The following is a 21,192-nucleotide window of genomic DNA, read 5'->3' as shown; positions in this document are numbered from 1 at the left end:
GTGTCGAGCTCACGATAGGACGAGGGTTCTCTCCGCAATGTCGACGTGGAGACCAGGTTGCTCGCTCCGCAATGATCATCGGTCTGAGCCGAGCTTGCCCAGCGCTTTCGACTCGAGCAATGCTCGACGCTCCCGTCGTTGGATCAGGTCATAATTGCCGAGCGGACGGCGACCGTCGCCGACAGGGTGTGCGCTCGCGGGCCTCATCGCGCTTGGCCGCGATGCTGAGTCACAGACTGTGAACGGAAACCGGGCGGATCCGGTCCCGGTCCAGGTTGCGCGTGTCCAGGTAGTCGCGTGAGTGCCAGCTCCGACGACTGTGTCGCATCAGATCTGCGCCCAGCGCGACGGAGCGATGGACGAGGTTGTCCGTAACGACCTCTGGGTGGCATCCCTGTGTAGCGGTAGAGGCTGATTGTCCAGAGCCGAGGCAGTCGCTGAAGTCGGTGGGGTGTCGCTGCTCCGCGCCGCTCCACGTCGTTGGGGTGCTCACGGATCAAACCGTGGGGTCAGCCGGGATGCGTGACTGTACGAAGACTGACAACTCCGCTCCCCTCTCTGATCGCTACCCCGGGACACGCGTGGGTGCGATGGCGGCGAGGTATGGCCGTCGTCCGACTATCGACCGGCGCGCTACCCGCCCCGCGGGTGTCCCTATGTCTCTACAGTCGGTCCTTCCTGCGGACGGTCTGTTAGTCCGCGGCCCAACCAAGGACCAGCGCTCTCAGTAGCCCGCAGGGGCGCGTCCGCACAAGAATGACAAGGCTGTGGTTTCACGTGAAACGTGCCCTTGACTGTGATGTGCACCGACCGTCGGCCGCGCCAGGTTCCACGTGAAACACTGTCATAGGACCAACTAGAAACGGAGGCCAAGTGTCGTCAGACGCTCAACCCGATGACCATCCCGACCTTGACGCATTGCAGACCCCGCCGGCTTCGGCTGACGCGGTGTTCGGCGAGCGCAAGGAGTTGGCGAAGGGGTACTGGCGAATACTTGCTACCGATGGGATCGACCACGGTCTGATGGGACCCCGAGAGGTACCTCGTTTGTGGGATCGCCACATCCTCAATTGCGCGGTGATCGGGGAACTGATCCGGGAGGACGAGACGGTGTTCGACGTCGGTAGCGGTGCGGGTCTTCCAGGCCTGCCTCTCGCGATCGCGCGCCCGGATGTGTCGATCACTCTGATCGAACCGCTCCTCCGTCGCAGCACCTTTCTGGAGCGAGCGGTGGAGACTCTCGGTCTCGAGAACGTGCGGGTCGTTCGCGGCCGTGCGGAGGAGAAAGTGGTCCGGGCCGATGTCGGCCTCGCGGACGTGGTCACCTCGCGGGCCGTTGCACCGCTCGAGCGACTTTCCAAATGGTCCGCTCCCCTGGTTCGCGGGGGCGGTCGCATGATCGCTATCAAGGGATCCTCGGCAGCCGAAGAGATCGAGCGGGATCGCGCAGTGGTCGGACGGACCGGGATCAGCGACCTCCGCGTCGCCACCTGCGGGGCGGTTCTCGACACCCCGACGACGGTCGTCGTAGGGACGAAGGCGGAGCGCGCCGCCAAGAAGCAGCGACGGCGATGAGCACCGACTCGATCATTCGGGCCGATGCGGCGGATCCCGCCGATGGTGTCACACAGAGGGAGTTCTGAATTGGTATGGAGTCCGCGTAAGGCGCAGAATAGAAAGCGTTCTGGCAGCGCGTCTCAGCGTGCTGCCGTCGACGATTCTGCATCTGTTGGAGCCGGGGCGACGTCCGCCGGAGCCGACAACTCGAACGCCTACCAGGTAGGTCAAAGGAGTGCCCGCGTGGTCGATCAAGACCCGAACGTTTCACGTGAAACGCCAACCGCTGGAGCCCCGCCCGCCGCGGGCGAACCATACGCCGACACCCCGATCGCCATGGCCGCGGAGCGCGCGAGCCAGGTCCTGACCCCGGGCGGTGCCGGCCAACTCCCCCGCCCACAGCACACCCGGATCATGACGGTCGCGAACCAGAAGGGTGGCGTCGGTAAGACCACCACAGCGGTGAACCTTGCAGCCGGTCTCGCTGTCCGTGGACTGCGTGTGCTCGTCGTGGATCTCGACCCCCAGGGCAACGCGAGCACCGCCCTGGGCATCGATCATCGCGCCGAGGACATTGCTTCTGTCTACGAACTTCTCCTCGGCGAGGTGACCCTCAAGGAGGCCATCCAGGAGTCACCGAGCCAGCAAGGTCTCTTCTGCGTGCCGGCGACACTCGATCTGGCCGGTGCCGAGATCGAACTCGTCTCTCTGGTGGCGCGCGAGAACAGGCTTCGCAACGCGCTTTCCGACGAGGTGCTGGCCGAGTACCAGATCGACTACGTGTTCATCGACTGCCCACCGTCGCTCGGCCTGCTGACCGTCAACGCGATGGTCGCCGCCCGCGAAGTCCTCATTCCGATCCAGTGCGAGTACTACGCACTCGAGGGTGTTGGGCAGCTCCTGCGGAACATTGAGCTCGTCCAAGCGCACCTCAACCGTGGGCTGCACGTGTCGACGATCGTCCTCACGATGTACGACGGTCGGACCAAGCTGGCCGATCAGGTGGCCGAGGAAGTCCGTCGCCACTTCGGCGACAAGGTGCTCGGCACGATCATCCCCCGCAGCGTGAAGGTGTCCGAGGCACCCGGGTACGGAATGACGATCATCGAATACGATCCGGGTTCACGTGGAGCGATGAGTTACCTTGACGCGGCGCGCGAGCTCGCTCTCCGCGGTGCATCGGAAAACCCTCAGGCATGACGACACAGATCCGGTTCCGAGTGGAGGTAGAGGCATGAGTCAACGGGACACTGCGCAGCGTCGCGGCGGGCTGGGTCGTGGACTGGCCGCCCTAATCCCGACCGGTCCCACCGAGGATCAGTCGAATGCTCCGCGACTGGGCAACGCCGCTGCCGACGTCGTCATCGGCAAGGGCCCGTCGCCGGTGGTCGACGGCCAGCCCTCCTCCCCTGTCGATGCTTCGACGGTCGACGTACTGAGCCGCGAGGAGGCCGGCGCCGTCTATCGGGAGATCCCGCCCAAGCAGATCCAGCCGAACCCGAACCAGCCGCGAACGGTCTTCGACGACGAGCAGATGTCCGAGCTCGTCCACTCGATCCGCGAGTTCGGATTGATGCAACCGATCGTCGTTCGACGGCTGAAAGAGCCGACGGCTGACGGTGTGGCCTACCAGATCGTCATGGGTGAGCGACGCTGGCGAGCGAGCCAGGAGGTCGGCCTCGAGGCCATTCCGGCCATCGTCCGTGAGACCGCCGACGGCGACATGTTGCGCGACGCGCTGCTCGAGAACATCCACCGCGCACAACTGAATCCGTTGGAAGAGGCGGCCGCCTACCAACAGCTTCTCGAAGAGTTCGGTGTGACCCACGAGCAACTGGCTGCCAAGCTCGGCCGCTCACGTCCGCTCATCAGCAACATGATCCGGTTGCTGAAGCTACCGATTCCGGTGCAGCGTCGGGTCGCGGCGGGTGTCCTGTCGGCCGGTCATGCCCGTGCCCTCCTCTCCCTGGAGACAGGCAGCGACGCACAGGAGGCTCTCGCCGCGCGAATCGTCGCCGAGGGACTGTCTGTTCGTGCGACCGAGGAAGCTGTCACTCTCGCCAACCGCGGCGACGGACCCGAGGCGAAGCCAGCGGCTCCGAAGCGCAAGCCAATGCAGATGCCAGGACTCCAGGACCTTGCCGAGAGACTGTCCGACAGCCTGGACACCAGGGTTACAGTCAGTCTAGGAAAGCGGAAAGGGAAGATCGTCGTGGAATTCGGATCGGTTGACGACCTGGAACGCATCGTTCAGTTCATCGACCCGAACAAGTGAATTTCACCGCGGATTTCTCGGTACCAGCGGATGCGGAAGTAATGTCACTGTGACGATTGACGGATCAGGTAACGGCCTGGACTTCGGGATGGGTTGTAGCCCAACACTTTTCGTCGGATCCCGCCTGTGGCTCGGAGTTCGGTGACATGAGCGTGTCGATCGTGCGGCTGGAACTCGGATCTTTCGAGTCCCTCCCCCATCACACCCGCCGATGTGTCTTCTGGGAAGTCGAGCCGACCACCAACGGCCAGGCCTACGAGAGCGAGTTCGACAAGGAGGCCTGGATCTCCGGGCTGCTCCTCGAGTGGGGTGCGTGCGGACAGGTCGCCATCGACTCGACGACCAGTTCCGTCATCGGTACGGCGTTCTACGCACCGCCGAACAGGGTGCCCCGTTCGCAGCACTTCCCCACTTCCCCGGTCAGTCACGACGCCGTCCTACTCACCAGCATCCGCACCGAGCCGGGACATGAGGAAGTTGCGACGATCTTGCTCGACGCGGTCCTCGGTGATCTGATCCGGCGCGGTGTCCGGGCAGTGGAGGCCTTCGGACTCGTTCGAAACGGTGCCGGCGGTGCCGAGTTCGGCGGAACGATCGGTGGAACACCGGCCAGGTCCGCGGAGACGGGTGAGGCCGTCACGGGTGTAGGTCTCCCCGACCTCGACTTCTGGACGGATGAGGCGATCATCGAAGTCGCCCGGGAAATTCTCGAGGACTCACAGGCGGATCTGTGCACCTCGTGCATGATCGACGCGTCGTTCCTCAAGAACTCCGGATTCGACGTCGTCTCGTCGCATCAACGGTTCCCGCGTTTCCGTCTGGAGCTCGACGAAGGACTCGGCTGGAAGTTCGAAGTCGAGAGCGCACTGGAAAAGCTCGTGGTGATGGCCGAGATGGATCTCACCGGACGGCAGCGGACAGCTGTTCCGGTGGGATCGGGAGCGGGTTGCGTCAGTGCGAAGCGTTCTCTGCGGCCAGAAGGTCCGCGAAAGTGTAAGTGCCCGTAGGACGATCGTCCTGGTCGAGCAGGTACAGCCGCTTCACCGCGACCAGGATGGCGTCGGCGATGACGTTGCGCCAATCGGAACTGCCCAGCACCGCAGCATCATCCGGATTCGTGATGTAACCGACGTCGATGAGGGCAACCGGCATCCTGGTGAGCCGCAAGACATCCCAGGTGCGCTCGTGGGTTCGACAATCGGCAAGCGGTGTGCGAGCGGCGATCTCGCGCTGGATGAACCCGGCGAGATTGCGGCCGATCGTCGAGAAGGAGTTCTGGTTGTTGCCGAAGTAGAACGAGGCGACACCGTTTGCCTGTGCATTGCGGTAATGACCGCAACGCAGCGAGATCATCAGGTCGGCATCCATGAGGTTCGCGACCCGGGCACGTTCATTGTCCCCCGGTCGGCCGCGACCGTCGTGGGACAGGAAGGTCTGCATCCCGGCAGCGGCCATGCGGCCCTCGAGACGTGCACCCAGATCCCAGAGCAGATCGGATTCGCGCTCGGCGAGCTCGCCGGTGGACAGCGGATGCAACCCGCCCGAACCCGGATCGATGAGGATCCGCTTGCCCGACAGCTGCGGACCGGAGCGTCGAACCTGCTCCTCCTGGCGGATGGCATAGGGCGAACCACCGGTCACACGGGTGCCGAGACGCTCGAGAGAGCGGAGAGTAGCCGGGCCGCAGATGCCGTCAGAAGCCAGACCGTATTCACTCTGGTACAGACAGACCGCGTTGTGGGTGTTGAGCCCGAAGATGCCGTCGACGAGCGAGGTGTAGTAGCCGAGATTCTGGAGGCGGTGCTGCAGAGTCGCCACGTCATCGCCGACCATGGGCGCCGACAGCTGGTACGAGAGCACTCGGGCGCCGAGACGGTACGAGGCCTCTCGGAGAACCCGGTAGGTCGCGGGGCCGACGATGCCGTCGACGATCAGACCACGCTGCTGCTGGAACGCCCGAATTGCCCGGTCACAGGCCTCGTCGAAAACAGGATTCCCACCGTCGGGTAACAGACCCAGCCCGACCAGGATGGCGCGGATCTCGGCCACCGCCGAGCCGTGATCCCCAAGTCGGAACAATGGCATGTCGTCACCCCTCGATATCTGGCGGACCGCGTGACTGCGGTACCGGTCAGCATCAGCCTGCATTCTCTCAGCTGAAGTTCACTACACCAAACTGGAACAGCTCCAGTGGCGTGGTTGCCGGCTCGTGTCCCTCATGGTCGGGGACCCGGGCCGACACTACCAACGACGAGAGCCCGCGGGCCGACGACAACGTCGTTCACCCGTCGGACTCTCGTCGCGGATCAGAAGAAACAGCAGCTCAGGCCGACTGACCGATCACCGAATCGAGTTCACGGAGCAGAGCCGCCTTGCCCTTGGCCCCAACGATCGTCTTCACCGGCTGACCCTTGTCGAACAGGATCATCGTCGGGATCGACATGATCTGGAAGTCACGCGCGGTGGCCGGGCTCTCATCGACGTCGAGCTTGGCGACGGTGAGCTTGTCACCGTTGTCGCGGGCGATCTCCTCGAGAACCGGGGCGACCATGCGGCACGGGCCACACCAGGTGGCCCAGAAGTCGACCAGGACCGGCTTGTCGGCGCCGAGAACGGTGTCCTTGAAGGTGGTGTCGTTGACGACGACCGTGTTTGCACCCATGGTGATGTCCTCCTCAGATGGACTCAAAAGAATGAGATTGGGATTGGAAAGCTCAGGTCAGGCGGGCGCCTGAACAGCTTCGACCTCTGCGACCGACTCGGCGTCGACGGTGTGTGTGGGCGCCTCACCCTGTTCGGCGAGCCAGCGCTCCGCATCGATGGCCGCCGAGCAGCCGCTGCCGGCTGCGGTGATGGCCTGCCGGTAGGTGTGGTCGACCAGGTCGCCGCAGGCGAAGACGCCGGGCAGCGAGGTGTAGGTGGTGCGACCCTGAACGAGGACGTAACCCTCGTCGTCGAGGTCGACCTGCCCGCGGACCAGTTCGCTGCGCGGGTCGTGCCCGATCGCCACGAACATGCCGGTGACATCGAGGTTGCTGACCTCACCGTTGCGGGTGTCCTCGATCTCGAGGCCGCTCACCGACCCGTCGCCGGTGACGGAACGGACGGCGGCGTTGGTGACGAAGCGGATCTTGTCGTTGTTCCGGGCGCGCTCGAGCATGATCTTCGAGGCGCGGAACTCGTCGCGGCGGTGAACCAGCGTGACCGTGCGGGCGAACTTCGTGAGGAAGGTCGCTTCCTCCATCGCCGAGTCGCCACCGCCGATGACGGCGATGTCCTGGTCCTTGAAGAAGAATCCGTCGCAGGTCGCGCATGCGGAAACGCCGCGACCGAGGAGCTCCTGCTCTCCCTGGACGCCGAGGTATCGTGCTGCGGCGCCCATCGCAAGGATGACAGCGCGTGCGCGGAACACCTCACCGCCGACCTCGACCTCCTTGATGTCGCCCTCGAGGCGGACCGTGTCGACGTCCTCCATGCGCAGGTCGGCGCCGAATCGGATCGCCTGCTCGCGCATCTCGTCCATCAGGGCCGGGCCCTGGATGCCGGTTTGGAAGCCGGGGAAGTTCTCGACCTCGGTGGTCGTCATCAGCGCGCCACCGAACTGGGTGCCTTCGAAGACGATCGGCGCTAGCTCGGCGCGCGCGGCGTAGATCGCCGCGGTGTACCCGGCAGGACCAGATCCGATGATGATCACGTCGTGGATCTGCTGGGTCTCTGGCTGGCTCATCCGTCCTCCGTGCTGTGGGGTATGCGGAATCCCGGAGTTCTCGTCGGGATCACGGCTGCTTCAACACAAGGGTAAGCGCAGATGTTCCCGGTCAAGTCCATGCGTCCGGCGTGGTGACGCAGGTCTCGGCCCTGGTAGAGGTGATCAGGCGCCAATCGTCCCCCTGGCCAGGAACGCGGGATTGCCGGTGTCGCAGTCGAGACCGACGATCAGGGCGTCGAAGCGGCCGGCGATGCCGGTCGACAGCAGGATCGCGGCGGCGGGATCACCGTGGAAGATGATCCGCCCGGATCCGACGATGACGACAGTCGCAGGGATGAGATGAGCCGCGGTGCAGCGTCGGAGTGCGGCGACCGATTCGAACGGTGCGCCGTCGGTACGACCGAGGACCGCGAGGGCTGACGCGGACCCCGCCGGGTCCAGGGTCTGGGTCGATCCGGGTTGGGCCTGTATCGGTGATGGGGTGTCGTCGGACGAGGAGGACATCAGCCCGAGCACACCGATCGAGCCGAGGGCGACCAGCGCGATCGCCGCCGCGGCGAGCACCACCGGCAGGATCCTCGATCGGGGGGATCGATCGCGACGTGCGCCGAGATCCGCCGGGGCGTCCTCGGTGAGACCGGGTCGTACGGGGCCGGCAGGTGCAGCCGCGCCGGGCGCGGACGATCCCGCCAGCGCGGCCAGTGTGGCCTGGACGTCGGCGCGGACATGATCCGGAACCGTATGCGGGGCGGGGGCCGAAGTGCGAAGCTGACTCGTCGTCCGGTCCAGAGCTGTCAGGATCTCCTGCGCGGCAGCGTCATCGGCGATCTGCGCACGAATGTGGGCGGCAGCGCGCTCGGACAGCACTCCGGCGTGGAGATCGGCCAGCGTGTCCGCCGAGTACGGCGGATCGGGCAGATCGCCGGACTCGGTGTCATCAGGTCCCCGCGGGGTCATGGTGTCAGTCTTCCATTCCGAAGGTCGGGCGTCGGTGTCTCGGTGGTGGCATCTCGCTGGTCGTTGTCCGTTGTCGTCGAATACTTGGACGCACGACGCGCGGTTCCGGTTCCGCTCGTGCCGGATTGATCGGAAAGAGGTTGGCAGGCATAAGATTACGCGTCATCGGCAGTCCGAAGGTGGCCTAGGACCTGAGCAAGTTTGAGACGTCCGCGTGCGCAGCGACTCTTGATGGTCCCCTCGGCGACGCCGAGCAGGGCGGCGGCCTCGGCGATCGAGTAACCCTCGAGGTCGACGGCGACGATGGCCTGCCGCTGGCCCTCGGGAAGAGCATGCAGAGCCCGGCCGATGGAGACGGACAGATCCACCGCGGCGATGTCGTCGGTGGTGTCGGCGATCGACATCACGTCCCATTCGGGCAGCGGAACGGTCTTGCGGGAATTGTTGCGTCGGATCCGGTCGAGGCAGGCGTTGACGACGATCCGATGCAGCCAGCTGGTCACCTTCGCGTCGGAACGGAAATCCCCGGCGGTCCGGTGGGCGGCGAGTAGAGCGTCCTGTAGCCCGTCGGCGGCATCCTCCGGGCTCTGGCTCGTTCGGATGGCGACCGACCACAGATAGTCGAGGTGCCGGTTGACCAGATCGGTGAACGCGCCCGGATCGCCGGCGACGTGAGCGCGTAACAACTGCTCATCGGTGCGCAGGTCAACTGCGTCGTTCCCCCCGGCCATGCGCTGAGAGTAATGGAGAAGCCTCGAACCGACCCGGTGACGACGCGGTTGTCTACAGGAGTGATCGTGCTGTGGACAGCCGGTTTGGTGGGTGTACTCACGCCTCCAGACGGGCTCGGACCGCGGCCATTCGCTGCGCGAGCTGGCGTTCGTCGATCACCCCGCGATCGAGCAGAGTGTGGGCCAGGGCGACGAGCTGATTCTCCGGATAGGGGAGATCGGCGTAGGTGGTCGCCGCCAACCGGTCCTCCTCGTCCCGGCGCTCCACGACCCCGGGTGCCGCGCAACCGCTGTCGGCGGCCCGGTCGAGCGCGTCGCAGAGGCCGTCGAGGCTGGTCTTCCACGGTGGGACGAGGTTGGCGACCCCGTACTTGGCAGCCATCCGCGGCCACACCTGGTCACGCTCGACGACCTCGGCGAGCGGCGGGTAGACATCTCCGGTCTCGGGTTGCATCGACATCGTCACTCTCCTGCCGGGTGGACGGCCGGTCGAACGGTCGTGACCGCGTTGGTGGTCACCCCGGGCTTGGGAAGAGCCACACCGATCAGGCAGTCGCGGGTCAGGATCTCGGCCAGCTGCTCTTGTGTCCAGTCCTCTGTCCCGGCCGGGCGTTGCGGCATCACCATGAACCGGTGTTTCTGATTGGAGTCCTGGACACGGACCGACACACCGTCCGGAAGCTGGAGGCCGAACTCCGACAACACCTGTCGCGGCCAGCGCACCATGCGGCGCCGATAGTTCGGCGTGCGATACCACTCGGGCGAATTACCGAGGATCGGGCGCGGATAACACGAACACAACGCGCACACGATCACGTGATGAACCGACGGGGTGTCCTCGAGGATCGAGAAAGCGGTGAAATCACTGGGCGTTCCGAAGCCGGTGGGCTCGAGCCAGTCGACCCCGACCTCCTTGCTCGCGGTCATCGGTTCGGCGAGGGCGAGCTCTCTGAAGTCCGGTTCCAGCCAGGCGCGCGCGACCAGGGTCGCGGCCGGCGTCGGACCGATCTGTTCGGCGAACTCGGTGAATCTACGATGCTCCTCCGCGGTGAAAAGCCCTTTCTCTATGCATAATTCACGCAGGGCGATCTCGAGCACCTCGAAATCGGTGACCTCCTCGACCATCGGCGCGACCGTCCGCGCATGGTCGTGATCGTGATCGTGGCCGTGCGCACCGGTGGCGTCGCCCATGGTCTAGTTCTCCTCTCGACCGGCCGGCGCCAGCCACCTCTCCGGGATCTCGGTTCGCAAGGTGTCGTCGGCGGTGCCGGTGTATCCGTGCCACAGGTCGCTCATCTGGAACTCGACGACGTAGAACCACTCGGCCTGGGCGTCGGACAGGCCCCAGGTCTCGTCTTCGGGTACGGGACTCTCGTAGGCGACGGCAGAGATCGAGCCGGTTGCACCGCGCACGTATTCCGGTGTCCGCGTGTAGAAGACGACGGGAAGCTCTCGCACGACGACGGGATCGCCGACGGCGAACCGGGCCTCACCGGCCTTCCCCGCGTAGACCTGCGGATCCCCCACCCCGACCGCGTGCCGGTGGTGGGTGTTGCGGGCGACGTCGGAACCGTCACCGACGCTGCGGGGTTGCGCTTCGAGCTTCTTGCCGGCCAGTCCCCCGGCGTACCGCTGCTGAACTTCGAGCATGCGCTCGGAGAGCTCACCGAGACCGATGTGGTGTTTCTCGACCAGAACTCGCGCGACCGCGAGTAACCATCGCCCGTAGTACGGCAGTCCGAGGTACTCCGCGCGGCCGACATCGACATTGCCGATCCGCCGGCGTTCCTCGGAGAGCCAGATCCCGCGCCAGGCCAGCACTTCACACATGACGTATGTCATGTGTTCCCACAGCTCGTACGCCTTTCCCTCGTAGAAGATCGGGGCGTCGGGTTCACCGCCGACGTCGTGCACCGGTTTCAGGTAGGCGGTGATCCGCGCGTGATCGAGGAGATCGGGAGTGGGCGCGTCCGGAAGCTCCGGGTACGAAGATTTCAGGCGCGCAACAAGATCCAGCTGTCTGGCACGTTCTTCTGCTGTACTCATCCGTCGCCTCCCGGGAGTAGCGGCCCCGCGGCTCTGAAGCAGAATGTTCCGAAATCTACTCGCGTAGCACCACTTATGGTGGTGTTTTGACGGAGTCGACGGCCGTGAGGCGTCAGTTCAGCAGTCGACCGTGCGCGGCGACGAACAGTTCCACGCACACGTCGAGGACGTCTTCGAGAGGTTCGCGGGGAATGTCGGAGTCGGCTTCCCCGGCGACATACCAGTCGACCATCAACTGGGTGACGGCTCCGACGAGACCGACCGAGGCGAGCCGCTGACGGGTCGTGGGCGGACGGCTTCCCCGTGCCAGCATCAGGATGAGGTCGGCCCATCCGTGTATCGCGCGCATCCGGACGCGCTCGATCTCCGGTGAGACACCGACGACCTCGACCAGCATGACCCGCGCCCGACGTGCGTCGTCGGCCAGTGCCGACATGAAGGCCTGCAGTATTGCGCGCGCCGCGTCGGAAATGGCCTCTGCGGGAATGCCTTCCGACGCATCGATGACCCCGGTCTCGTCGATCGCGGCGTCGAGGAAGCTGCTCGCGGCGGCGATCGTCGAGGTGCGGGCGAAGTCGACGCAGTCGTCGTAGACCGCGACGAGGAGGTCGGCGCGGTCGCTGAAGGATTCGTAGAAGTAGCGCTGGGTGAGCCCGGCCTGGTCGCAGACGCTCTTCACCGAGGCCTTCGCGTAACCGTCGGTACCGAAGACGTCGAGTCCGGCGCTGATCAGGGCGCTACGGCGCCGAGCCTGACGTTCGGTCGGGTCCGCTCCCCCATAGCGCCGACCGCCGGCTCGGGTGGCGGGGTCTCCCGCGGTGGCGGACGTGGGCACGGAACCCCGCTCCTCTCGTCACGACCCGATTTCGACCGACCGGGTCTTTACAGCGCTGCTTCTGACACGATACCTTGTCAGAATTGAACTGACATGCTGACGTGTCAGATGGTGTCCTAGGGAGTACACGGTGTTGGAGTTCTTGCCGGAACCTATGCGCGAGCCGACGGTCCTCGCGATCCCGTTCTTCTTGTCGATGCTGGCCATCGAGTGGTTCGCCGCGGCCAAGCTCGAACACGATCACGACGACGAGGGCGGTCCGGCCCCCGGTGCCTATGAGACCCGGGATGCCCGCGCGAGCGTGATGATGGGGGTCGTCTCCATCGGCACCAGCGCCTTCTGGAAACTTCTCGGCCTGCTCGCCTACACCGCCCTGTTCACCTATGTCGCACCGTGGCATCTGCCGATGAACCAGTGGTACTCCTGGGTCATCGCTTTCGTGGCGGTGGACTTCATCTACTACTGGGTGCATCGGGTGTCGCATCGCGTGCGCATCGTCTGGGCGACCCATCAGGCACATCACTCCAGCGAGTACTTCAACTTCGCGACCGCGCTGCGCCAGAAGTGGAACATCAGCGCAGCGATCGTGATGTGGCTGCCGCTCCCCCTGCTCGGTGTCCCGCCGGCCCTGGTGTTCTTTGCGTACTCGCTGAACCTCATCTACCAGTTCTGGATTCACACCGAGCACATCAACAAGATGTGGGCGCCGTTCGAGTACGTGTTCAACACCCCGTCGCATCACCGTGTGCACCACGGACGCGATCCCGAGTACCTCGACCGCAACTACGGCGGGGTCTTCATCATCTGGGATCGGATGTTCGGATCCTTCACGCCGGAGGTTCGTCGCCCGCGCTACGGCCTGACCAAACCGGTGGACACCTACAACATCTGGCGACTCGAGACGCACGAGTACGTGGCGATCGCCCGCGATGTGAAGTCGACGTCGAGCTGGCGTGCACGCCTGGGCTACATCTTCGGCCCGCCCGGGTGGACGCCGAAGACGACCGATCCGGCGCCCGAACCGATGGCATCGACCATGGAGAGCGAGCCGGTCAGTCCGGTGAACGAGTCGGTCAGCCCGCCATCGTGACGCGGCCGACCTCGGCCTGGAAGCCGCCGGCCGCGGGTGGCAGCGTGGTGATCCACACCATCACGTAGCGGCTGGGCTGCGGAGACGCGATCTGGATCGTCGTGGTGTTCTGATCGACACGACCCGCGGCCACCGGGGTGGTCCGGGCGAAAGCGGGCCTCGCGGCCGGCGAGGTGCGGATCTCGACGTCGAAACCGGGGGTCGGCGTCTCGATGGTCACCGACTTCACCGCGCGCTCGTCACCGAGGTCGAACATGAGACCGAGCCCCTGCTTGAGACCGCCGAACTCGGGACGACCCCGGTAGTTGTCGGTCTGCCACGGCGGCGCCGCACCGGTGATCACGTTGCCGACGTTGGCCGAGTTGTCCGGCGGCTGCGACGAGAAGTCGGCCACGGTCACACCCCGGAGGGCGATGTTCTGTGCGGGTGGGGCCTCGGCGGGTGCCTTGGCCTCGGGGGTCGGCTCGCCCGGCGGGGCCGGCTCGGTGGTGGTCAGGATCGAGTCGATGTCACTCGAGCCGTCATTGCTGCCGAAGACGTTGGTTGCTCCGACGATCAGCGCGATGACCACGAAGAGTGCGAGCAGACCGGCGCCGATGAGCAATGCGAGGTTCTTACGTCCCGGCTTGTGCTCGGCGCTGCCGACCCGCGGTGCCACCGTGACCGGCGGCGGCGCGTCGGCGTCGGTGATGGCGGGGAGCATGTCGGTGTTGAGGTCGACCACCGTCGCCTGGTCGAGGACGTGCTGGACCGTCGCCGCGGTCCGGATGCCCCGGGTTCCGTCGAGCGCACGCGCCGCGACGGCCGAGATCTCGAACGGGATGTCGGGCTTCGCCGCCCGCGGTTCCAGGGGCTGACCGTTCTCCCCCGGTGCCGCCACCGGGATGCCACCGATCGGATCGGTGACGTCGTCTGTGGTGACGAGCCGCGACCCGTTCTCGGGATCGAGGGTCCACCGGTTCAGCAGCAGTGCGTAGAGCACCGCACCGAGTCCACGCACGTCGGAGGCCTTGTCGTCCCCGGCGAGGGTGCCCGGGAAGGCGAGGACCGCGTTGCCGTCGTGGCTGATGCGGATGCGGTCGGGATGGTCGATCGACAGTGCGCCACCGGACCGGTGGGCGATCTCGGCGGCCGCGGCCAGCGAGCGCACGGCTCGGGCGGCGCCGATCGGGGACGGCTCGGACCGGGCGACGTCGGCCAGCGACGAACCGGGCACCCATTCGGCGACGACGATGCCGCCGGAGGAGCCACGCACCACGTCGAGCACGCGGGCCACGCCGTCGGAGGTGATCTGGCCGAGGCGCAGGGTGCGCGAGAGGACGGCCTGGGGTCCCTGGTCGGTCGCCTTGATGGCCTGTCCGCGCTCGAGTGGCGGCGCGAGCTGGTCCGCGTCGACGAAGGTCAGTGCGACCTCACGATCGAGGTTGATGTCCTGGGCGCGCCAGAACTGCAGACCGCGGGTGCCGCCGTGCTGCTCGAGGAGCCGGTATCGACCACCGGCGACCGCGGCGCCCGGGATCAGGCGCGGGCCGCGTCGACGGACGGCCTCCGGGGTGGGGGCAGCGGCCGGCGCGTCGGGAGTCTGGCCGTGAGTGGACGTGGAGGGAGTCTGCGGTTCGGCGGAATGGGATTCGCCGGGGCCGGATTCGACGGGCGACCCGGTGGGTGCACTCGTGTCGATCTCGCTGTCACTCACGCGACGGACTCCTTTCCTCCGGTATCTGATGTCGCGCGGAACCGGTGCGCGCTCTGGGATGGGACGTGCTCCCCGGCCGGCGCCGATCGCGCCGCCGGTGTGCACGGAGTAGGACTGCCACGTCGCGGTGCCCCTGTCGAAGCGGCGCAGCACTTGTACCTGACCAGAGTACGGGAGCGATTCGTCCGCAGAGACGCGCGGAAACTGAACTGTGATCGCCGGGGACTGTTCGCGTTCGGGCTCCGCGGGCGGCGCGAGAGCCGGGATGAACCGGCCGAGGAGGCGACGCACCGAGTTGCCGATCGCGACCACGTCCGGTACCCGTGCGGCGGCCAGACCCGCATAGGTCACCGCCAGCACGACGACCGCCGTCAGGATCAGGTACAACAGCGATCCGACCTTGCCGAGCCACCCGATCATGTGGTCGAGGTCGGACATCTTGGCCACGGCCCAGACGACCGCCGAGACGCTCAGGGAGACTGCGAACGTGACCAGCGTGGTGCGGGCGACGTTCGTCAGTCGTGCGCCGCGCAGGCGGCTGCGGAGCAGGTAGTGGCCGACGATGGCGCCGACCAGGTAGCCGAGCCCGTTGGACAGGGCGAGCCACCGCACGACATTCGACGGGTCGTCGAACAGAACAGGACCCATATACGACGACGTCACCTTGACCACGGTGATGCCGAGCGCGATGAAGGTCGGGGTCCAGGCGTCCTCCCGGGCGTAGAAGACGCGCAACTGGACTAGGGTCATCGAATACGGGATGAGCGTGAACGCACCCCAGGCGAGCACCGAGCCCAACTGGGAGGCGTCGGCGGCGTCGAACCGGCCGAAGTTGAACACCGCGATGGCGATCGCCGGCCCGAAGAAGGTCATGAACGACACGACCGGAACCAGTGCGACCATGGTCAGGCGCGTGGCCAGCGACAGGTCGTCGACCACGGCCTTCGTGTCGTCGGCGGCTGCGTTACGCGACAATCGCGGCATGATCGCGGTCAGGATGGTCACGCCGAGCACGCCGTAGGGCAGCTGCAGCAACTGCCAGTGGGTGAAGTAGATGCTGACGCCGGACTCCTCGGCGGAGGCGGCGATCCGGTAGGTCGCGATGAGACCGACCTGCAGCAGGGCGACGTAGGCGACGATCGCCAGCGCCATGTTGCCGAACTGACGCAACCGGGCGTCGATGCCCCATTCCAGCTTGAGATGCACCCCCGCCTTGCGCAGGAACGGCACCAGGACCATCGCCTGCAGCACCACGCCGAGGGTGCAGCCGATACCCAGGACGAGCAGCTGCGGATCGCTCATGCGGACCGGGTTGAGCGTGATCTCGCCGGGCACGAGTGCGTACAGCACGAGCGTCGTGATCTGGACGACGTTGTTCAGGACCGGTGCCCAGGCACCCGGTTTGAACAGACCGCGCAGGTTGAGTACCGCGATGAACAGTGCGGAGAGCCCGTAGAACAGGATCTCGGGCAGCAGCAGATAGGCGAGGTGGGTGGACAGGTCCCGGTTGACCTGCCCGTCACCGAGATTCAGGTAGGTCAGCAGTGGCGCGGCGATGACGGCCAGAACCGTCGCCGAGCCGAGCACCACCACGGTGATCGTGAAGATTCGGTTGAGAAAGCCCTGACCACCGTCTTCGTCCTCGGCCTCGGCCCGGGCGAGCAGCGGGATGACGATGGCCGTCAGCACGGCGCCCAACACGACCTCGGCGATCATGTTCGGCAGCACGTCGGCGGCCTGGAACGCCGAGGCGATGCCCGAACCGAGCATCGCCAGGATCAGAACGGTGCGCATGAAGCCGGTGATGCGACTGAAGAGGGTCGCGATCGCGATCGAGCCGCTGGTTCGCAGGATGCTCGAGTCGGAGTCGCGTGCCAGACCGGTCGACGACGAGTCGTCGGCGGTCACCTTCTTCGACGACCCGGTGTTGACGGCGTCCGTCTCGCCGCTGTGTCGTTCGTGGTACCCGGCCGCGTCGAGGCGTCCGGGTCGGGCCGGCGGGGCGTCGACGCGCACACCACCGCGTACGGGGCCCTGGGCATGACGGGCGCCGTGGGCGGGCGGCGGCGGGACCGGCCGGCCGGGACGTGGTGGCGGCGGGACGGGGCCGGAGCCGGGCGGGATCCGGCGGGGCGCGGCGCGATCCGGACGCTGGGGAGGCACCGCACCGGGTGTTCCCGGCCGCGGTTCGCGCGGCACGTCGTTCCAGTTCACGTGTTGTTTCGCCGTCCTCGTTCAGTGCTCGATCAGGGGTCGTGCGGGTGGTCTTCCGGCTCCTCGCCGGGTGGCCGACCCTCGCCTTGCAGGGTACGGCGTCGCTCCTGATAGCCGCTTCCCGCCAGCATCCGCTCGAGTTCGTCGGGTTCGGGCCGGTCGGCGTCGGCGGGGTCGGGCTGACCGCGGAATCGGTGCCACAGCCTGCGTGCGGTCAGCAGCACGAGCGCCACGCCGGCGACGATGGTGATGTAGAACAGCGGCTTCCCGTAGGCGTTGGTGTGCACCTGCAAGGTGATCGGCTGGCCGAGGGGCACGCCGGTGACCGTGGCCAGCCGGATGTCGATGGTGATGGCCTCGGAGGTCTCGCCGCGTGTGGGGAGCTGGATCTGCCGGGTTCCGCGGGCGGGGATCTCGATCACCCCGAGATCCCCGATCTCGACGCCCTCGGGCGCGGACGTGGTCAGGCGGGCCCGGACCGGCAGGGCGAGGTCGTTGCGCACCGCGAGCAGTACCGGGCTGCGTTCGGAGGCCAGGGTGTACCGGCCGCCGGGGTCGAGGATCGTGACGGACTGCCCGAGGCGGTGCAGGGTCGACGCCACGGCGTCGATGCGCTCCTCCTGCAGCCGTCGCAGGTGCGTATAGACGGCGGATCCCTCGACGTCAGGGGACCTGATGGCGCGCAGCTGGTCCTCGCGCAGCGGCGACATGTACCGCTCCGGGGTGGCCGCGACATCGGCCGAGCGGACCAGCGCGCCCTCGAACTGCCAGCTGTCCTCGACGTTGCGACGGATGGCGGCGGTCGCCTGCGAGGTGAGCACGGATCCGATGCGGCCGACCGGCCCCACCCCCGGCGGGTTGGTCAGGCGGCCGGTGGCGCGGGTGGTGTTCAGTTCCTGCACGAGGGACGGCAGGGGTGTCGGGGTCGCGGCGCCGGACTCGAGCAGCAGGCGCGCGGTCGCGAAGAGCGCGTCGGAATCCGCGACCGACGGGGACCAGTAGGTCGGGGGGACGAGGAACGCCGACCGCCCGACCACCGGATTCCGGGGGCCGGCGTCGTCGGCCGAGCCGGGTTGCGGCGCGGCGATCGCCGGGTAGGCCAGCGCGGCGATCGCACTCTGGCGACGGCTGCCGGTCGACTCGTCGGTGAGGTCGACCTGCTGGGAGTCCGGGGTGAGGGCCGGGGTGCTCGGTGCGATGCCGATCGCGGCGAGCGACGCCGTGATGGGTGCGTCGAAGGTCTGGGCGGTGAGACGGCCGACCCGGTACCGACCGGTGTCGTCGCGACGGCCGGTGGGGGCGACCGAGTTCGACGCGAGCGCAACCGAGGTGACAGCGGCTTCGGCCAGGGCGTCCGCACCGGCGTCGTCGATGGCGCCGAGCGCGGGCACCGACAGGCCGCGCACGCTGCGCACGCCCAGGATCGCGTCGATGATGTCGGCGGGCTTGCGGAGGGCGGCCTCGGTGAGTCCGGTGTTGCCGATCCGCGCGAGGGACGTCAGGTCGGCCTGCGCGAACGGCAACGCCACGACGCACATTCGGCCGGCAGTCCACCGCAGGTCATCGAGCCAGCGTCCGGCGATCTCGGATCCGTTGCCCGGCCGAGCGGCCGAGGTCGGGTCGGCCGGGTTCGTCGACACCTCGTAGCCGAGGGACATCGCGCGCACGGTCACGACCAGGTCGGGGTCGATGGCCAGGCACATGCTCTCGGCGAGCTTCTCGGAGCCGGGCATCGCGGCCGGCGCCGGTTCGGCGGGACTCTCCGCCGGGGGTTCGGAGGACGGCGGTCCCGACTCCTCGCGCGGTGGCGTGCCCACCACCTTCTGCAGTGACTTCAACAGTTCGTTCAGCCGCCCGCCGGTGTCGAGCGACCGCGCCATGTCCTCGTTGATGAGCCGGACGGGTTCGGTGTTGCCGCCGAGGACACCGGGCGCGAGCTGCGGCGGCGCGGCCATCGGCCACAGCATGGTCATCCGCGCCGGGCTGGCCAGATCCGCCGAGACCGAACCGTCGGGACCGAGCCCGGGTACCGACGGCGAATCGGTCACGTCGGAACTCGGATCGACGTAGCCGCGGGCACGGTTCTCGTCGGGCGGCAGCGACAGCACCGGCAGCAGCATGCGCGAGCCGGCGACCTGGGCCGGGTTGCCGTAGTCGGGGGTGCCGTTGACGTTGACCTGCATCGGGTAGACGCCTGTCTCGGAGATGCCGAGCCCCTGGCCGTCGGGCCCGGAACCGGCGGACAGCGCCATCGACATCCGGAAGCCGACGCTCTCCCCCGGCTCGAGGGACTCGCTGAGCGACTCGAACGGACCGGCGACGGCCACCGCGGGATCGTCGTCGGCGAGTTGGGTGCGCAACCCGGAGGCCGACGAAACGGGATCACCGCGCTCGAGGCGGATGGACAGGTTGCTGATCGAGCGGTCGCCGATGTTGTCGACGCGACCGCTCACCGTCACCAGCGGCCTGCTGGTGGTGGTCACGATCGACGGGGTCATCGAGTCGATGACGATGCGTGCGAAACGCGGCGACGACTGCTGAGCGGGGTCCGCCCCGGTGGCACTCGTCTCGGGCACGGCGGACGCCGGTGCGGCGACCCCCGGCAGCAACAGCAGTGCGGCGACCCCCAGCACCGCCGCCAACGCGGTCACGACCTGCACCCGCCGCGGATCGATGATCCCGTCGCGACGATCATGGCGTCGCTCGGATCGGCGGAGAGAAGGACGAGAGAACGGACCGGACCGGTCGGGCAACAGGCGCGCCTCAGCCATCGCCGGCCGCGGGCCGTCGGGGACGGCGTCGTCGCCGGCGCGGACGAGCCGGGGGCGGGGGCTCGTTGCGGCGCTGATTGCGCGCTGCGGCGGCTTTCTCATAGGCGTTGGGTTCGGTGCGGATGCTGTCGGCCTCGGACTGGGCGAGTCGGGTCGGGTCGGCGGCGAGATCGGCGATCACGCCACGGGCCATCCGGGCGAGTCGTCGCTCGTCAGAGTACGTGAGGCGACGCGGCAACTCGTGCAACGGCACCCAGGCCACCTCGCTGACTTCGTAGTCCGCGTCGGACAATTCACCGCCTACACAACGCAGAAGGTAGTGGTGCACGGTCTTGTGGATCCGACGACCCTCGCTCACGAACCAGTAGTCGATCTTGCCCAGCGGTGCCACGACCGTGCCCAGGATGCCGGTCTCCTCCTCGACCTCGCGGATCGCGGTCTGCTCGGCGGTCTCACCGGTCTCGATGTGACCCTTGGGCAGCGACCACATCATCCGGCCGCGGCGATCCACCCGACCGATCAGTGCGGCGGACAGCTCGTCGATCGGCAGACCGAGGTCGGAGATGACGAGTCCACCGGCCGAGGTCTCGCGCACGGTCCGGAGCTTGTCGGTGGGAGTGCGGTCGTTGGACCGGTCGGCGGTGCGATCCGCCCGTGCGGAGCGGCGTCGACCCTTGCCGGCTTTGCCCGTCGCCTGGGTCAGGCCCTTGGTGGTGATGGTCGCCGTGACCGTGGCCATGTCGGAGGGCTTCGGCGGTGTGACCTTCGGCCGGGCTCGGTCGGGGTCGACGGGGAGCTTCTCCACCGGTTCGGCCTCGACGGGGTCGGGACAGGCGGGATCGGCGGTGCGGGCGCGGACGAGATCGTTCGGCGTGGGCCGCCCGGTCGACGGCGCCGGTGAGGTGGCCGGGTTGTGCTGCTTGTGGGTACCCGGTTTGTGGCCGTTCTGTTTCGGCCCGTTCTGCTTGGAACCGGACTGCTTGTGGCCGGCGGCGGCGTGACCGCCGCTGTTGTGCGATGTGGTTCCGCGACCGTCGCCCTTGCGTCGACCTCGCCGCCGGCGACCGCGCCGGGTGCGACGCCCCTGACCGGCGGGGTTCTGACCTGCTTGTCCGCCGCCGTCCCCATGCGAACCCGACGAGACGTCGCTGACGTCTGAAGGGTTGGTCGAGGAATCGGTGGACACTCCACGATGCTAGCGGCTGGTCACCTGCAGTTTGCCCGGACGCCTCGTAGTGCGCAGAGGATGTCGACACCGGCGACGGAACGCGCGGACACGGTGTACGACGGATATCGACAGGTGGCCACGAC

Annotated in this window: 17 protein-coding genes; 5 read left to right on the top strand and 12 right to left on the bottom strand. The window is 67.2% G+C overall.

Annotated features, from left to right (window positions below):
- Window positions 1–873: 873 nt before the first annotated feature.
- From rsmG to LQD00_RS17520, 4 genes are all read left to right on the top strand, one after another.
- Window positions 874–1,575, top strand: a complete 702-nt coding sequence (gene rsmG / locus LQD00_RS17535; RefSeq protein ID WP_232718404.1) for a 16S rRNA (guanine(527)-N(7))-methyltransferase RsmG — start codon at window positions 874–876, stop codon at window positions 1,573–1,575.
- A gap of 225 nt (window positions 1,576–1,800) precedes the next feature.
- Entirely contained in the window at window positions 1,801–2,757 is a 957-nt protein-coding gene (locus tag LQD00_RS17530) for a ParA family protein (protein WP_308196004.1), read from the top strand.
- Window positions 2,758–2,791: 34 nt separating this feature from the next.
- The gene (locus tag LQD00_RS17525; protein ID WP_232718402.1) at window positions 2,792–3,832 is read left to right on the top strand and encodes a ParB/RepB/Spo0J family partition protein; all 1,041 of its coding nucleotides are present in this window, start codon (window positions 2,792–2,794) and stop codon (window positions 3,830–3,832) included.
- 146 nt (window positions 3,833–3,978) lie between these two features.
- A complete protein-coding gene (locus LQD00_RS17520; RefSeq protein ID WP_232718401.1) occupies window positions 3,979–4,839 on the top strand; it encodes a hypothetical protein in 861 nt (286 codons plus the stop codon).
- On the opposite strand, the gene LQD00_RS17515 is transcribed toward LQD00_RS17520, so the two are convergent.
- The 9 genes from LQD00_RS17515 to LQD00_RS17475 form a co-directional block, all read right to left on the bottom strand.
- Window positions 4,784–5,917, bottom strand: a complete 1,134-nt coding sequence (locus LQD00_RS17515) for an N-acetylmuramoyl-L-alanine amidase (RefSeq protein WP_232718400.1) — start codon at window positions 5,915–5,917, stop codon at window positions 4,784–4,786. The genes LQD00_RS17520 and LQD00_RS17515 overlap by 56 nt on opposite strands.
- 238 nt (window positions 5,918–6,155) lie before the next feature.
- A complete protein-coding gene (gene trxA / locus LQD00_RS17510) occupies window positions 6,156–6,494 on the bottom strand; it encodes a thioredoxin (protein WP_232718399.1) in 339 nt (112 codons plus the stop codon).
- Between the two features lie 57 nt (window positions 6,495–6,551).
- Window positions 6,552–7,559 (bottom strand): thioredoxin-disulfide reductase, encoded by a 1,008-nt coding sequence (gene trxB, locus LQD00_RS17505; RefSeq protein ID WP_232718398.1) that lies wholly within the window; start codon window positions 7,557–7,559, stop codon window positions 6,552–6,554.
- 144 nt (window positions 7,560–7,703) lie between these two features.
- Complete coding sequence (locus tag LQD00_RS17500; protein ID WP_232718397.1) at window positions 7,704–8,498, bottom strand: hypothetical protein; 795 nt, start codon at window positions 8,496–8,498, stop codon at window positions 7,704–7,706.
- Window positions 8,499–8,653: 155 nt separating this feature from the next.
- Entirely contained in the window at window positions 8,654–9,229 is a 576-nt protein-coding gene (sigM, locus tag LQD00_RS17495; protein WP_232718396.1) for an RNA polymerase sigma factor SigM, read from the bottom strand.
- Window positions 9,230–9,326: 97 nt separating this feature from the next.
- Entirely contained in the window at window positions 9,327–9,689 is a 363-nt protein-coding gene (locus LQD00_RS17490) for a thiocyanate hydrolase (protein WP_232718395.1), read from the bottom strand.
- Window positions 9,690–9,691: 2 nt separating this feature from the next.
- Window positions 9,692–10,420 (bottom strand): thiocyanate hydrolase subunit gamma, encoded by a 729-nt coding sequence (scnC, locus tag LQD00_RS17485; RefSeq protein ID WP_232718394.1) that lies wholly within the window; start codon window positions 10,418–10,420, stop codon window positions 9,692–9,694.
- 3 nt (window positions 10,421–10,423) lie between these two features.
- Complete coding sequence (locus LQD00_RS17480; RefSeq protein WP_232718393.1) at window positions 10,424–11,275, bottom strand: SH3-like domain-containing protein; 852 nt, start codon at window positions 11,273–11,275, stop codon at window positions 10,424–10,426.
- Between the two features lie 112 nt (window positions 11,276–11,387).
- On the bottom strand, window positions 11,388–12,110 hold the full coding sequence (locus LQD00_RS17475) for a TetR/AcrR family transcriptional regulator (protein WP_232718392.1): 723 nt from the start codon (window positions 12,108–12,110) through the stop codon (window positions 11,388–11,390).
- Window positions 12,111–12,240: 130 nt separating this feature from the next.
- Between LQD00_RS17475 and LQD00_RS17470 the strand changes: the two genes are divergently transcribed.
- Complete coding sequence (locus tag LQD00_RS17470) at window positions 12,241–13,200, top strand: sterol desaturase family protein (protein WP_232718391.1); 960 nt, start codon at window positions 12,241–12,243, stop codon at window positions 13,198–13,200.
- Here LQD00_RS17470 and LQD00_RS17465 read toward each other — a convergent pair.
- Genes LQD00_RS17465 through LQD00_RS17455 form a run of 3 tightly spaced genes read right to left on the bottom strand, consistent with a single transcriptional unit; the run spans window position 13,184 to window position 21,067 of the window.
- Window positions 13,184–17,110 carry a lipid II flippase MurJ gene (locus LQD00_RS17465; RefSeq protein ID WP_406567053.1) on the bottom strand — a complete coding sequence of 1,309 codons (3,927 nt, stop codon included), beginning with the start codon at window positions 17,108–17,110 and terminating at the stop codon, window positions 13,184–13,186. The genes LQD00_RS17470 and LQD00_RS17465 overlap by 17 nt on opposite strands.
- Window positions 17,111–17,142: 32 nt before the next feature.
- The gene (locus LQD00_RS17460) at window positions 17,143–19,983 is read right to left on the bottom strand and encodes a DUF6049 family protein (RefSeq protein ID WP_269785154.1); all 2,841 of its coding nucleotides are present in this window, start codon (window positions 19,981–19,983) and stop codon (window positions 17,143–17,145) included.
- Window positions 19,874–21,067 carry an NUDIX hydrolase gene (locus tag LQD00_RS17455; RefSeq protein WP_232718390.1) on the bottom strand — a complete coding sequence of 398 codons (1,194 nt, stop codon included), beginning with the start codon at window positions 21,065–21,067 and terminating at the stop codon, window positions 19,874–19,876. Before LQD00_RS17455 ends, LQD00_RS17460 begins: the two co-directional genes overlap by 110 nt.
- Window positions 21,068–21,192 lie beyond the last annotated feature (125 nt).

Source organism: Gordonia metallireducens, assembly GCF_021245825.1.
Classification (GTDB): domain Bacteria; phylum Actinomycetota; class Actinomycetes; order Mycobacteriales; family Mycobacteriaceae; genus Gordonia; species Gordonia namibiensis.
Note: the sequence above shows the minus strand (reverse complement) of the source record. Positions and strands in the feature narration are given on the sequence as shown.